This is a genomic window from Verrucomicrobiota bacterium (assembly GCA_016871495.1).
Lineage (GTDB): Bacteria > Verrucomicrobiota > Verrucomicrobiia > Limisphaerales > VHDF01 > VHDF01.
Genome location: VHDF01000006.1, coordinates 1 through 14986, shown reverse-complemented (window position 1 = coordinate 14986; position 14986 = coordinate 1). Strand labels below are relative to the sequence as shown.

Sequence of the window (14986 nt, the reverse complement as noted above, 5' to 3'; positions counted from 1 at the left end):
CATTCCCATCGAGTCTAGACCCTTAACCAGGAGCTATTGTGCCTGAATCCTCCGTTGAAGTCGCCGTGATCCGCACCTCGCAAGGCGAGATGACGGTTTCCTTTTGGCCCGAGGTGGCGCCCAACACCGTGGAAAACTTCAAGAAGCTGGCGCGCGCGGGCGCCTACGACGGCACTTGTTTTCATCGGATCGTGAAAGGCTTCATGATCCAGGGCGGAGACCCACTCACCAAAGACCCGTCCAATGAAAATCTCTTTGGCACGGGCGGACCGGGCTACAAGATCAAGGCCGAGTTTAATGATCGCCCGCATGTTCGCGGTGTGCTTTCGATGGCGCGATCGCAGCATCCGGATTCGGCGGGCAGCCAGTTTTTCATTTGCCTGGCGGACGCGCGATTTCTGGACCGTCAATACACGGCCTTTGGCGAGTTGATTGGCGGCGACGACGTGCTGGGTCTCATTGGAGACACCCCCACGGCCTCGGGCAATGGCGGGGAGCGGAGCAAGCCGGTCACGCGCGTCCATGTCGAAAGCGTTCGGATCATTCCTGCAACGTGAGGTTGGCACTGGCCTGTCCGCCGACGAGCCGGTGATGCCGCCCGTGCCGAACGGGAAACAACATGTCCGCTGAATCCCTTGAATTGGACGCCTTGGCAGCGGCTTTGGAGTCCCTGGGATGTCCTGCCGGAAAAGCGGGTCCCATGGCGGTTCAACTTCAGCGCCGGGCCAGGCAATTGGCGGAGACCACCGGCCGTTCGGAGGAGGAGGCTCTGCGGCATTTGTTGAGCCTGATGCGGCAGGGCTGGGCGGCGAAGGAACGGGGGGCTTAGCGGCATGATTCGGCCCTGGCAGAGGCTCGGTTCGACGGCGCTGGGCGATTTCCGCATTTTCAAGCTGCGGGCGGATCGCAAGCGATCTCCGCGGAACGGTTACGAGCAGGATTTTGTCGTCCTGGAATGCGCGCACTGGGTTAACGTCGTCGCGGTGACTCCGGATCAGGAGTTGGTGATGGTGGAGCAATTCCGGCACGGTTCGGGCACGGTGGAGTTGGAGATTCCAGGCGGCATGATCGACCGCGAGGATTCCTCACCCGTGGCGGCCGGAGTGCGCGAACTACGCGAGGAGACAGGATACGAGGGCGCCGGAGCGAGGTTGCTGGGCCGCATCAGTCCGAATCCGGCCTTGATGGAGAACACCTGCTACACGGTGTTGGTGGAGCAATGCCGGCTGCGGCACGAGCTGGCTTTGGATCAGGGGGAGGATTTAGCTGTGCGGCTGGTCCCGGTGAAAGACGTGCCGAGATTGATTTCCGAGGGGCGCATTCAACACGCCCTGGTGGTGGTGGCGCTTCATTATCTCCGGATGCACCTGGAGGGTGTCGCACCCCCGGTCTGATATGAGATCCGCTTCAACTTTTCGCATCGTCTTTGTCACCGCGCCAGACTTGAACCAAGCTCGCGCCTTGGCGGACCGTTTGTTGAGGGAACGGTGCGTGGCTTGCGCCAATCTGGTGCCGGGTCTCGAATCCCGCTACTGGTGGAAGGGAAAGCTCGAATCCGCTCGGGAAATTCTGCTCATCTTGAAAACGACGCGGGCGAAGCTGCGCCAGGTCGAGTCGGTGATTCGAGAGATTCATCCCTACGATACCCCGGAGATTCTGTCGATCGAGTCCGGGGAAGGCAGCGCAAAGTATTTGGATTGGTTGAGCGCGAGTGTGCGCGGCAAGCCGTGAGCCTCGTCAAAATCCGGACTGACGGAGGGTCACCCCGGCGGGTTGGATGAAGGTGGAGATTCTGGGCTGACGGAAAATTGGCCTGTGAAGTCGAAGTCCGGACCGTCGTCGCGTAACTGGGGATAGGCTTTCCAAACCCGGCTGATCTCGCTTTTCTGGCCCGGGCTCAGGGTTTCATCGGGATCGAGGCACCAGTTGCCGTCGAGCAGCCCATCGCGGCGGAGTGCTTCGTGGATACCCGCGATGCAACCTTGAAAGTCGTTGGCGGCATCGAACAGGGCGGCATTCGCATCCGTAAGCTCCACGCCGAGTCGGAGGAGTCCGGGAGGAATCGTGCGTCCACGCATGGACACATTCAAACAGAGCTGGTGAGTTTTCACTGCTCTTCGAGTCCACACCGCCCATTGTCCCAGCAACCCTCCCACGATGTGGCGTTGGATCCGGCGACTGCCCCTGCGAAATCGGAATGGAGTGACGAGGTCACCGACGATGTGGTCGTCATTGCCGGTGTAAAGGGCCACATCGTCGCGTCCGGCCTCCACGAGCGCGCGAATCACATCGAGGGTTTGGTAACGGTTGAAAGGGGCGATCTTGACGGCAACGAGATTCTCGAGGTCCGCAATGCCCCGCCAAAAGTGGCTGCTGAGATAGCGCCCCCCCACCGCAATCTGAAGATAGAATCCGACGATGGGAATGATTTCAGAGACAACGCGGCAATGCTCGATCAAGGCTGGCTCAGATTCCGATCGCAATGCGCCCAGGCTGAGCAGTCCGGCGTGATAACCTTGAGCTCGGAGCCACTCCGCTTCCTGGATGGCCTGGGCGGTCGGTCCGCAAATTCCTCCGATACGGATCAGGTGCGGATGGTGATGCTGCATTTCGAGTCCGAGCAGCCGGGTCAGAGGTTTGAAAAGGCCGACCTTGGGGTCTCGAATGGCGAATTGAGTGGTGTGGACACCAACAGCAAGGCCGCCCGCTCCGGATTCCGAGTAATATCGAAGCAAGGCCAGTTGAGAGTCCTCATTCCATCGGCGGCCCTTGTTCAGCGCCAGCGGGCAGGCGGGTATGACTTGTCCATCGCGGAGGGATTGTTGCCATTTATCGAGTTGAAGCTGAGTTTTCATGGGCGAGCGCTTGGAGGCTGTGAGTTAAGAGTTCCGCATGAACGAAATTGCCTTGATGAGTCTTCGCAAGGTCCTGGCGATAAAGCCATTCCGAATCACTCACCAGATTTATCAAGAGTAGGCCTCGTTCTTCGTCATGTCTTTCTCATCCAGGCCTTTGTAAAACTTCACCATGTTCAACGGCCGCTTAAAGGTTTGCGCCTGCCTGACCGTGGATTTTAAGGAAAGCCAATATCAACCTCAATGGTGAATTAAACTTTTGTGCATCAATTGTTTATGTCGTGTGATGCATGAGCGTAAATGGTTGTCTTGAGATCGGGAATCAGCGACTAGCCCGGATATTTCATACTGAGCTTGAATCCGCGAAAGTACGCCGCGTGAGGCCACGCGGCCTACCATCACGACTGCCTCCGTGTTTGTAGGCCCGGTGTCCTCACCGGGCGTCCCGTGCATGAAATAGGCGGGCCAGAGACCAAGTTTCGAGAGAGAATCCAGTACATTCGTCCTTGTCGTAGAGCATCGGGGTCTTGGTCTGTGGGAAACGGTCCATTTCTTTACAGCAGGCCGTCCTGCAAGCTTGGGCAACTTCATGAGAAAATCGTCAACAATTCATTCAATTTGATGCGGATTCCTGCACAATTGGAGGATTTTTCTTGACTTCAATTCACTCCTTTCAGAAGTTCCTCTCGTTCCAATTCAACCTAAACCCTACTACTATCCCTATGACCAAAAAGATCATTGGGTTCGCGTCAGTTTTGGCCGTCGGCTCCGTACCGGTGCTGGCCATTAATGACATCGAACCGTCGAAGGAAAAGTACACCGCGCCTTTCACGGTGACGCCCATCACGCTTGATGGAAAACTCAACGAATGGGGTGGCGTGAGCCAGATCGTCGATCCCAAATTCGCTATTCCCAAAGGGTCCGGCAAGAATGCCAATCCCAATTATGTTCTTTTCGAAGAATACGCAGGCGGGACCTGGACTGGGCCCAGCGATCATACTTCCGCCGTGCAGGTGGCGTATGACGCGGACAACGTCTATTTCGGCTTCGTCGTGACCGACGAATACCATGAAAACGCGGCCAACAGCGCCTGGAACGGTGATTCCGTCCAATTGATGATCGCCAACGCGGGTCGCACCCAGCAAGTCGCCCTCTACAACTATGCGCTCGGCGGTACCGACGGCGCCCTCGGCGAAGTGATCGTGCAGCACGAAGCTGGTCCCGGTGAAACCGAAGCCATCGTGACGCGCGACACCAATGCCAAGAAAACCTACTACGAGATCAAGTTACCGGCTTCCTCGCTCGGTCTGACCAAGCTTACGCCCGGCACCAAGTTCGGTCTCGGCATGGCCATTAACGACGGTGACGAACTGACTCCCGGACAAAAGGGATGGGGTGGTCTCGGTGCTCACGCGATCGTGTTTGGCAAGACTCCCGGTGAAACCGCCGAAGTGACCCTTGGGGCGGACAAGCCGACCATCGAGATTCTCGGCGTTGGCGCCGAGTCGTTGTTGGGCAAGGACCTGACAGACCCTGAAGATGACGGCGATGAATCGGCGGGTCCCACCAGTCCGACTTGGAACTGGGCCTCGATCAATTCAAACAGCGAACCTGGTTTTGAAGGCGGCGAGTTCTCCTTCAACATTTTCGACAACAAGGTTGGCGGCGGCAACGACAAGTGGTGCTGCGAAGACCCCACCACGGCCAAACCGTTGTGGGTGGCGGTGCAGTTCAAGAATCCGGTCAAACTGACCCACTTCACCATCACCTCCGGAAATGACGCGGCGGACCGCCGTCCGACCCAGTGGCAGATCCAGGGTTCGAACGACGGAGCGAACTACACTCCGATCTATGTGTTCGACAATCCCGTGCCCATCTGGACCGAGCACAATCAAGTCGCCAAGATCACCCTGGCCACTCCTGCTGCTCCCTTCCGTTATCTGCGCTACTACGTGATCCACACCCCGGGCACCCTGCATCAGATCAACGAAATCGAGTATTTCGGCACCTTCGGTGAAGGTGGCGTCGGGTTCTTCTCGGCCGTCGGTCAGGGTATCGACACGTTCACCGCGCGCGCCAATGACAGCGGCAGCTCTGTGATCGATCCGGCCAGCATCAAGCTGACCGTCAACGGGCAGAATGTGAACCTCGGCACATTGACCAAGCGCGATGGCGCGGTCGATATCGTGCATAAGTTCGCGAAGCCCTTCCCCTCTGGAGTGGTTCAGAACTACGTCCTGACCGCGAAAGACAACAACGGCAACGTTCTCATTTCTGAAGGGCCGTTCACGCTCAGCTACGTTTCGCTGGCCGCTTCCTTGAAGGCCGCCCCTAACACCAGCAAGCCTGGTTTCCTGTGGCGCGTCTTCCAGAACCAAGCGGATACACGCAACTCGAATGTGAAGAGCGAGGAAGCCATCGCCGGCAAGTTGAAGGCCGCTGACGGCACCCCTCTCCCGAACAAAGCCAACCCTGACGCCACGGGCACAGCCTTGGCCGCCGGGAAGAAGCTGAGCAACGCGGACAATGCCCTCATCGAGTTCGAAATCCCGACGGTCATTAACTTCGATCAAGCCGGCGGATCCAATGGCGCGTTTACGCCCGATGATCAGATGCCGGGCATTCCCAGCATTGAAGATAACACCGACGGCATCGTGGCGGAGATTATCAGCTGGATCGAGCTGCCGCAGGGCCTGATCACGATGGGTGTCAACAGCGATGACGGCTTCCTGACCTCGGCTGGTTCCCTGAACGATGTGCTCATCCGCAAGAATCTGGGTGAGTTCAATGGCGGGCGCGGTGCGAGCGACACGATCTTCAGCTTTTTCGTGGAAGAAGCCGGAGTGTATCCTTTCCGCACCACCTGGCAGGAAGGCGGCGGTGGAGCCAACATCGAATGGTTCACCGTCAAGGACGGCGTGAAGAGCCTGATCAATGACACGGCCAACGGTGGATTGAAGGCCTATCGCGCGGGCGCCGGCGGCGGCGCGCTCCCGACGGCGATCACCTCGCTGACGCCTTTTCCGGGCAATTCCGCCACGGATCCCGGAACCAGCATCGAAGTCGAAATCACCGAAGGTGCCACCACCGTGGACACCGCCAGCGTGAAATTGACGCTCGACGGCGCTCCCATCGCGGCCACAGTCGCCAAGAACGGCAAGGTTGTGACGGCCAAGTTCCAGCCGGCTCCTCTGCCTCCGGCGAGCAAACACAAAGTGGGCATCTCCTTCACTCATGGCGGCGCGACACGCAATGCCGAATATGAATTCGCGGTGCCTCCGCTGTCCAAAGACAAAGTGGGCGGCATTGCTGCTCTGCTGACCGGTTCGTCCAAGTGGACCGCTGACAAGGGCGGTTTCACCGGCGCGGCGGGCGACTACGGCATGGACCTCGGTCCTGGCGGTGCTTCGCTCCTGGTGAACAACGCGGCCTTCTTCAACACCGCCACGGCGGATGACGCGGTCACGGTCTCGGTCTGGCAGAAGCGCTATGACGTTTCCAACGGGTCGATCTTCTGGTTCAATTCGCCCACGAGCAGCGGTTCGACGCGCGGCTTCCAAGCCCACGCTCCTTGGGGTGACAACACCATCTACTTCGACACCGCCGGTTGCTGCGATGGCTCGACCCAGCGCATCAGCAAGAACATCAGCGAGCTCCCGACCTTCACTGCGGGTGACAACACGTGGTGGAATCAATGGCGGCACTATGTGTTCCTCAAGAACGCGGACGTGAAGCAAGTCTGGATCGACGGTGAATTGTTCCTGGAAGGCAACAACACCGGCGTGCTCCCGACCGACTTCAACAGCATCGTCATCGGCGGTGGTCCCGCCGTGAATCAGAACCTCACGCGCGGCCTCCTGGACGACTTCGCCGTTTACAACGGCGCGCTCAACGAAGCCAACATCAAGCGTTTGGCTGGCAAGGCCGCGCCCAGCAGTGTTACAGGCCTGCTCGCTCACTGGGATTTCAACGATCCCTTGGTGCCGAAGGAAGACGTGACGCTCGCGGTGGTTCGTGACGGCGGCAACGTCAAAGTGACCTCGACCCCGGCCGCGCTCCCCGCCGGTTGGGTGCTCCAAACCGCTCCGTCGGTGACAGGTCCCTGGACCACGCAGGCCGGCACGAAGACTCCGTTCACCGCTCCGATCGGATCGGGAACGATCTTCCTCCGCGCGATCAAGCCCTAAGGCTCGTCGCATGAAGCAGCGGCCCCTGGCTGCTGCTTCAAATTGAATTCACGAAAGGGGCCGGACGAAAGTCCGGCCCCTTTTCCTTCGTATACCATCGGCTGCCGGGCCTGCGCAGAGATCCAGCGGGCGCGGAGAGTGAAAGAACCCACGCTCCGGTCTCTGCGCACTCGGCGTCTCTGCGCGAGCAAGATCGGGCGAATTCCTATGGCGGCATGGGGTCCTCGGGCAGGCCACTCACGATGCGGGTGGTCTCGTTAGGGTGCATGGCTGAATATTTTCGCGCAGAGACGCAGAGGGCGCTGAGGGTGGCTCAAGCTTCACCAATCATGGGGCTCAGTGCCCGCCAGTTACCGTGTAACCTTCACGTCGAAGATCCTCCGCGAGGTCCATCTCCATGCGGACGGCGGCTTCGAACGGCATCGGATTCAAGTGTCGATAAAGCTCAGGCAGCAATCGAATCCCGTATCGTTTCACGATCGGCGAGTCTTTCTTGCCTGACTTGTGATTCGCCAATCGTTCTTCCGGGGTGAGTCCTGTCATGCCGACATACAGGCACGGTTTGGTTGGATCCCGGGCAGGATTCAGAACCTTGACCTTGCGGAGTTTCGCCACCGCCGGATCGAGCAAGACCACGTAAACATGGTGGTGATGCGCCGTCCTCGATGGCCGCAATGGACGAAGGGTTCGCCGCTTCATTTGAGGACAGGCTCGATTTTGCCGACGGTGAACTTTAGATGGCTCCGCGTTCCCGGCATTCTTACTCGACTTGGTAAATGCCGAACCACCGCTGGCTTTCCACCGGTTGTGCCTCCACCATGAAATGCGTCTCGCCTTCGTCGGGGATCATGTCCGAGACCACGTCCATGGTGAGAATGCCAAAGCTGTCCTGGTCCGTGATTTCTTGAACCGCGTATCGGGTTTGCAGCCGCCCGTCGGGGCTGTTCCAAGTGGCGTTGTTCAAAGTGACCTCGAAGCGGGCGGCGACGTGCCCATTCACCATCAACGTGAAGCTGCCGGGAGGCTGAGATAGAAATCCCATGGCTACCGCGAAGCGAAACCGGCGTGAGCCTCTCTCTCCGGTTGCGGCCAACGGGGTCGAGGTCCAGGAAAGCTTTCCGCGTCCCGGATCAAGTCGGCACAAGGCCATGGGTAGGGGCCCCATCCAGGAACGATAAGTCACGCGTTCAGCATGAACGAGCAGGCGGACGGGGCTGCTGCCTGCGGACACGAAGCGCGCCCGTTTTTCGCCGTCGGAGTGTGTCGAGGCCCGCAAGAATTGAATGAGCGCTTCCATGTCGGGGGGCGGGAGGAGTTGCTCGAAGCCTTCGGGCATGAGGGAGAGGCCGGAGGCGTCGAGGCGCGCGATCTCAGATCGGTTCAGATGAAGTCGGACGCCGCCGGATTGCACAAGGGAAATGCCGTTGGCAGTTTCAGAACTCAGGATGCCCTGGAGTGAGCGCCCGTCCCTTGTCGCGACCTCGTAGGCGCGAAAGCGATCATCGATGGCAGAGTTGGGGTGGAGAATCGCGGTGAGCAGACTCTCGCGGCTTCGATCGGTCAGCGTTTCGAGGTCGGGTCCGACTTCCACACCTTCGCCGCGGTAGCGATGGCACGGCGCGCAATGAAGGGTGAAGAGCTCGGGACCTCGCCGGTGATTCACGGAGAGCGCAGGTTTCGATTGAACGTATCGAGCGATGAGCGCCGTCTTGGATTCGTCCGAATTTGCGGTATCGAGAAGTTCGCGCGCCTGGGCGGAAAGCTCAGGGTCCTTCATTCTGGCGAGCCGTCCGCGATGTTCGGCACTAAGCTCGCGAATGGAAAGTTGGCGGGAACGCAGGCGCTGAAGGAGTTCCTTCGTTGATTCGGCCCTGGTGAGGGCATGTTCGAGGATCTGGCGTCGATAAGCCGGCGTGAGCCGGGGGAACACATCCAAGAGAAGGCGAGTGGCAGCGGGATCAGCCGAAGCTCCGAGCGTCTCAAGGACTGCCGAGAGGAGCTCGGGCGGCTGTTCTGCATGGAGCAGGGGCTCTAGCGCCGCGGGTGCGACCGACTCGGATCGATTGAATCGCAGCAGCCGAATGGCTGCCAGGCGGCGAGGCAGGCCGGATGCCGGATCCAGCGCAAGACGCCGGGCTTCGGCTTGGACTGGGGTGAGCCAGGACCGAAGTGTTTCCGGGCGCATCGCCTGCTGTTTCGACACGGCTGCGAGATAGTCCGCCGCGCACCGCCAGCGCCAATCCTCGGCATGGCCGGGAGGAGAGGGCAGGAGTTGATCCAGGACAGCGAGATGCGCCTCTGGAGAATGGACGGTGGCAACCCCAGGGAGAATGGCTTCGAGGGCAGCCTGCACGCCAGCGCTGGCCGAGGCGAGCGGCAACAGCGAATGAAACAAACGGGGTGTCAACGAGGGAAGGGCCGTGGGGATGGCCGCCAGGATTTCGTCCGAGGGTCCCGCTTCGGCCAGCCGTTGGGCGAGGATACCAGCGACTTTCTGGTCGGCGGTGGCGACAAGGGCCAATGCGGCGTGGAAGCGAACGCTCGGATGCTTGTCGTGCAGCGATGGAACCAAATCACGCAACAGGAACGCCAAATCCTGGGATCCTTGCGCGAGGCGGTTTTCCGCCATGGAAAGGGTTGAATAACGCACTCCAGGGTGTGGATCGTTCAGTCCAAGCCTCCATAATATTCGGTTCATTTTTCCAGCGTTATTCAGCATGGCCAGGGCTTGGATGCGGACGGCAGGATGTTCGGACCGAAGGGCGAGGTGGCGCAGACGGCGATGGAGGGAGGCAGACTGGACTCCCAGCTCGAGTCGTTGCTGCACGAGGTCCCGCACGATGCCGTTCGGGGAATCCAGGGCCTCGGCGAGACCCTGGGGAGTCAGGGTCAAGAAATTGGGCACGGGACGGAGGGGGCCTGAGCGAGGGCGGACGCGATAGATGCGACCGCGATCGTCCCCGGCTCTGACATCGGCCCGTGCGAGCCGGTCTGGCGGAATCCAACGTGGATGCTCGATGACTTGGCGGTACATATCGACGATCCAGAGTGCACCATCCGGCCCGGTGCGGGCTTGGACGGGACGAAACCAATGGTCGGTCGAGGACAAAAATTCGCGCTCGGATTCTTCCGGGGCCTTTCCGGCTCGGAAGGTGATCCCCTCGGACTCCAATCGGAGCCGCCGAACCAAGTTGTGCACGGGTTCGCAGATGAACGCATTGCCTTGGAATTCCGGTCCCAGCAGGTCGTCGCGATAGAGACCTGGCCCGCACGCCGAGGTGACGCGGTTGGCATGGTGAAAGTCGTTGAACCGGGCGAGGGTTTGGCTGGTGGGAAACAACTGATGCAGGTTCTCGCGAGCGGCGACGTTCACCCGGTCGCGGGGAGGCTGCTGGTGGGGATTGCGCGTGAGTTGCGTCGAAGTGAAAGGGTAATGCCACAGGAGCGTGCTGTTGTCGTTGCCGAACCAGTTTCCGAAATCGTCGCGCACGCGCCCTTGCTGGCTGACGCCGGCGCCCGCGCGGAGTTCGCCGCTGACGGGATTCCAAAGAAAGTCCCGGTTGCGGCACTCCACCACCGGGTGGGAAGCCATCATCCAATTCGTCACGGAGCCGCCGAACAATCCTGAGGAGCCATGGATCCAGCCATCCAACCCGGCGGCAAACCCATTGACTCGCGCTTGAAAATTGTGAGTGGCAAATCCGGAAAACAGTTTTTTCACGTCGTCCGCTTTGCCGTCGCCATCGGTGTCACGGGCAAAGAGAACGTCCGGAGCCGCTCCAATCAGCACGCCGTCGCGCCAGACCATGAGTCCGGTGGGGAAGGGCAGGGATTCGAGAAAGGTATGGGCATCATCGAATCGGCCATCGCCGTCACGATCGCGGAGGAAGCGGACGCGTCCACCCGGGGCACCCTGGTTGTGGAGTCCGGACGGATAGTCGCGCATCTCGACCACCCAGAGCCTTCTGTCCGGCCCGAAGTCGATGGCTACGGGATCGACGACGAGTGGTTCCGCGGCAACGCACTCGATGGCCAGATTGGAATGCAGTGTGAATGTTGAAAGTGCCTCGGACACGGAGCGTGGCGGCGTGAGCGCGTTGGTGGGCTGGGGATTCGCGTAGGCCGCCGGGAGTATCGATTGCACCGTTTGGAGGATGAGGCTTTCGGTGGCGGGTGCGAGCCGGGCTGGACGATCGTAATACCAAAGGGAATCCTCCGCCTCGTAACCGCCTTCTGCCAATATCCGGCGGGAAGGAATGTAACACGGAACGTCGTTGGCATAAGCGTTGATCCAGAGACGCCGTCCGTCCAGGGCGTCTTTCAACCCGATCGCGTAATCCACCACGACTTCTCCCCCGAGGAAGACCATGGCGAGTTCGTGGCCGAAGGTCCAGGCTTGGACTGGATACTCGAGCGAATCGGGCAGCGTTTCCCCGCGCTTGAGCCGGGCGAGATGTTTTCGCGCGTGATAGCCGACGATGCCGGGACGCTCGGCCCGGCTTTCCCACTCGGCTTGTGAAAAATGTTTCTGATAAGGGAGGCGGATCGATCGGAAGACACCTTGAGGTGCCTGGGTCAGCGGTTTGGCAGCGGAAGCCAGGACGCGGCTTGCTTCGCGGGCCAAGGCGCGGCCGTGGGCCAGCGCATGCGCGAGACCATGGTCGGTTCCGCCGCGAGGATTCGGATTCGCGTCTGCGCCGCACCCGATGGCGACCAGAGCGATCGTCCCGGGAAAATCTTTCTCGATCGCTTCCTGGGCATGGCCGGCCCAGTCGCCATGATGCCGGTTGAATTCACCGCCGAGGGTGGTGCAGTGGCACGCGTAATTGGCGAGGATGGCGATCGTTCCCCCGTTTTCTTCGCGGGCTTCGAGCACTTGGACCGAGTGATCCACCGGACCTCCTGGGGTGCGGCGATTCGCGGCGAACCCGGCTTGACCTTGTCCCCAGCGCAGATGACCTCGCTTGAGCTTGGCAATGGCTTCCTTTGCGGCTTTTTCGATTTCGTCAACCAGTCGCGCCGAGTAGCGGTCGATCGCGGCCTGATCATCCGCAGCGATATCTTGGGCGAAGATATTGGGGGCGAAACCGTTCACCAAGGGCCCCGAGTGCGTATGCGAGGAACAGATGGTGAATCGTTCCCGGGGAATCCCGTGGGAACCTCTGAGGCGGGCTGCCACTTCCTCCGTCATGGGGGCCGGGACGCCGCAGTTGTCCACCGTGACGAGGATCGAGATCTCCCCTTTTTCCGAGCGAATGGCGAGTGCTTTGGCCCAGAGCGGTTGATCCACGCCCTCCGCGGGTTTCTGCCGGACCGCGTAGCCGGTGAGGCGGATGGGCTCGGTTGGAGTGATGTCGACGCGGGAAGCGCCCACCGAGAGCGGTTCAGCCGGCCGGGCGGCGAGTGGAATCGAGAGTGCGAGAAGGATCGGCAGGATGGGGTTGCTGATCATACGGATCACCGTCCCGCCGCGCCCGGGCCCAAAACTTCCTCGATGATCCGATAAGCCCGCTCGCGTTCCTCGGGAGGGAAGAGGTGGCCGCAGTCGGGGTGAACCACACTGAGGCCGTTCTTGCTTCCCAACAGGTCAAACACCGGCTGCGCGTGGCCGGCGACTTGATCCACGCTCCACCAGAAGAAATTCGAATCCCCTTTGGGAGCACAAAGGTGGACCCGGCGGGGCGCGATCGTGGCCAGGATTTCGTCAAAGTCGAAGGGGAGGCTGGCCGCGGTGGTTTGAGCGAGCCTCGGCATGTAGCGAACGCTGGTCCAGCCCTTGATGTTTCCCTTCATGTAGTCGCGAAAAGCATCGAGTCCACATGAGGAGACGACGGCCTTGATCCGCTCGTCGAATACCGCTGTGAAAATGCCGTTGTGGCCGCCGAGGGAATGTCCGATGGACGCGAATTGCCCCCGTTGAACTCCGGGGATGGACTCGAGGAGGTCGAGCGCGCGGAGGTTGTTCCAAACCGCCTTCATCGTTCCGCTGGCGTAGCCGAGTTTTTCGAGGTCGGGAGCATAGTCGGCGAGCAGCGGGTAGGCGGGAGCGATGCAGACATAGCCGCGCTCGACGAGTTCGACGCCGTATTGGTCATGGGGGCTTTGGCCCAGGCCGACGACGACTTTTCGACCCTGGGCGTGAGTTTGGTGGAGGCAGAGAATTCCCGGCGCTGAAGCGCCCCTGAGCACGGCTTTCGGAATGAGCAGATAAGCGGGCACGGGATCGCCCGGATCCGCCTCGAACACGATATCGCGCCGAACATAGGTCCCGGCGTCGATTTCCTCCAGAACGCGGAAGGAGGGAGGATTCGAGCGATTCTTGGCCGGCAATGGTCCCATGATGCCCTGCATCGCACTGAGAATATCGCGCCGGCGATGTTGCCATTCTTCGGGAGTCCGCACCGGTTTCAGCCCTCCCGCCGCGTCCCTCCATTGCAGCACATTTGTGCGCGAATACGTTGGGACCGGCGGACCGGCTTCACGGATGGGCCAGTGAGCGGATTCCGAGCGGGCGCGCGACAGATAGTCCACGAGCGCCTGAACTTTGTCCGGGAATACGGCGGCCAGGTTGTTGGTTTCGCCGGGGTCCGCGTCGAGATCGTAGAGTTCAAGCGGCCCTCTGGTGCCTTGGTTGCGGATGCCCTTCCAGCGTCCATCCATCAACGCGGCTTGTTTGAATCCGCGCTCGTGAAATTCCCAATAGAGGAATCGATGTTTCTCCTGGCGCTCAGGGCGTCCGCGCAGCGTGGGGACCAGGCTGAGGCTGTCGATTGGACCGGAGGGTTGGGTGGCGGCGAGTTCGGCGAATGTGGCCAGAAAGTCGCCCGCATAGCCCGTGTGGTCGGAGACGGCGCCGGCCGGAATGGCTCGCGGCCACCACGCCAGGCAAGGGACACGAATGCCGCCCTCCGTCAGGTCGCGCTTCAGTCCGCGCAACGGTCCGGCGGAGGCGAAGAACTCCGGCGAATGACCGGACTCGCGATGCGGGCCATTGTCCGAGGTGAACACGACCAGCGTGCGCTTGTCCTGTCCGGTGCGGCGCAGGTGGTCGAGGATGCGTCCCACGTAACTGTCGAGCCGGGAGACCATGGCGGCGTGCCCCTTGTTGGGCGCGGTCCAGGAGGTGGAGGTGTAGGGCTCGAGAGAAGGAACTTCGGTGCCGTTGCCGAGGGCGGCATTCCGTTCATTGTTGGCATGGGGCACGACGAACGACAGGAAAAGGAGGTAAGGCTGCTCGCGTGGCTTGGAAATGAATTGAATCGCTTCTTCGGTGAACAAGTCGTCGGCATAGACGATGGCGTTGGTGGCGTAACCACCGCCTTGTTGGCCCACGGGTGCGACGCCGTTGGGGAGGAGTTGGCGGGTTTGATTTCGCCAAAGATAGTCCGGATAATGATTGTGGGCGTGGTGCTGGCTGAGAAAACCGAAGAACTCGTCGAAGCCCTGACGGTTGGGGAGGCCTTCGTCGCCGGGCATGCCGAGTCCCCATTTCCCGATGAGCGCCGTTTGATAGCCCGCCTGCCGCAGCATCTTGGGCAGCGTGCGATCGTTGGCGGTGAGGCGCTGAGCGCCGGAGTTTTCGGGAGAAGCATTGCCTCGCACGCGAGTGCGGCCGTGATGTTGCCCGGTCATGAGCACGCTGCGGGAAGGCGCGCAGACGGTGGCTCCAGCGTAAAAGCGAGTGAAGCGAAGCCCTTCCCGAGCCATTTGATCCAGGTGCGGAGTTTTCATCCTGACCTGGCCATAGCTGCCGAGTTCGCCGTAGCCGAGGTCGTCGGCCAGGATGAGAATGATGTTGGGACGTCGGCCGAGTGCAGCCGTGACGGCGTGGGCGGTGATGGAGGCCGCGAGAACGCACAGCAGAAGACTCGCGACGGTGATGGACTTCTGCGAAACAGAACGCCCGGCAGCTCGCGCCCCTTGGCCGCCAGGCCAATGCTGAGC

Annotated in this window: 9 protein-coding genes; 5 read left to right on the top strand and 4 right to left on the bottom strand. The window is 60.8% G+C overall.

Going from position 1 to position 14986, the window contains the following annotated elements:
- Positions 1–89: 89 nt before the first annotated feature.
- The 4 genes from FJ404_02470 (at position 90) to FJ404_02455 (ending at position 1731) form a co-directional block, all read left to right on the top strand.
- Positions 90–557, top strand: coding sequence for a peptidylprolyl isomerase (locus tag FJ404_02470; GenBank protein ID MBM3821750.1), 468 nt, complete (start codon positions 90–92; stop codon positions 555–557).
- 62 nt (positions 558–619) lie between these two features.
- The gene (locus tag FJ404_02465) at positions 620–829 is read left to right on the top strand and encodes a hypothetical protein (GenBank protein MBM3821749.1); all 210 of its coding nucleotides are present in this window, start codon (positions 620–622) and stop codon (positions 827–829) included.
- 4 nt (positions 830–833) lie between these two features.
- Complete coding sequence (locus tag FJ404_02460) at positions 834–1394, top strand: NUDIX hydrolase (GenBank protein ID MBM3821748.1); 561 nt, start codon at positions 834–836, stop codon at positions 1392–1394.
- Between the two features lies 1 nt (position 1395).
- Complete coding sequence (locus FJ404_02455; protein MBM3821747.1) at positions 1396–1731, top strand: divalent-cation tolerance protein CutA; 336 nt, start codon at positions 1396–1398, stop codon at positions 1729–1731.
- A gap of 29 nt (positions 1732–1760) precedes the next feature.
- On the opposite strand, the gene FJ404_02450 is transcribed toward FJ404_02455, so the two are convergent.
- Entirely contained in the window at positions 1761–2855 is a 1095-nt protein-coding gene (locus tag FJ404_02450; protein MBM3821746.1) for a dihydrodipicolinate synthase family protein, read from the bottom strand.
- A 722-nt stretch (positions 2856–3577) separates the two neighbouring features.
- On the opposite strand from FJ404_02450, the gene FJ404_02445 reads away from it, so the two are divergent.
- Positions 3578–7042 carry a hypothetical protein gene (locus tag FJ404_02445; protein MBM3821745.1) on the top strand — a complete coding sequence of 1155 codons (3465 nt, stop codon included), beginning with the start codon at positions 3578–3580 and terminating at the stop codon, positions 7040–7042.
- A gap of 336 nt (positions 7043–7378) precedes the next feature.
- On the opposite strand, the gene FJ404_02440 is transcribed toward FJ404_02445, so the two are convergent.
- The 3 genes from FJ404_02440 to FJ404_02430 form a co-directional block, all read right to left on the bottom strand.
- Positions 7379–7741 (bottom strand): hypothetical protein, encoded by a 363-nt coding sequence (locus tag FJ404_02440; GenBank protein ID MBM3821744.1) that lies wholly within the window; start codon positions 7739–7741, stop codon positions 7379–7381.
- A 61-nt stretch (positions 7742–7802) separates the two neighbouring features.
- On the bottom strand, positions 7803–12494 hold the full coding sequence (locus tag FJ404_02435; protein MBM3821743.1) for a c-type cytochrome: 4692 nt from the start codon (positions 12492–12494) through the stop codon (positions 7803–7805).
- Positions 12495–12499: 5 nt separating this feature from the next.
- The gene (locus FJ404_02430; GenBank protein MBM3821742.1) at positions 12500–14923 is read right to left on the bottom strand and encodes a hypothetical protein; all 2424 of its coding nucleotides are present in this window, start codon (positions 14921–14923) and stop codon (positions 12500–12502) included.
- Between the last annotated feature and the right edge of the window lie 63 nt (positions 14924–14986).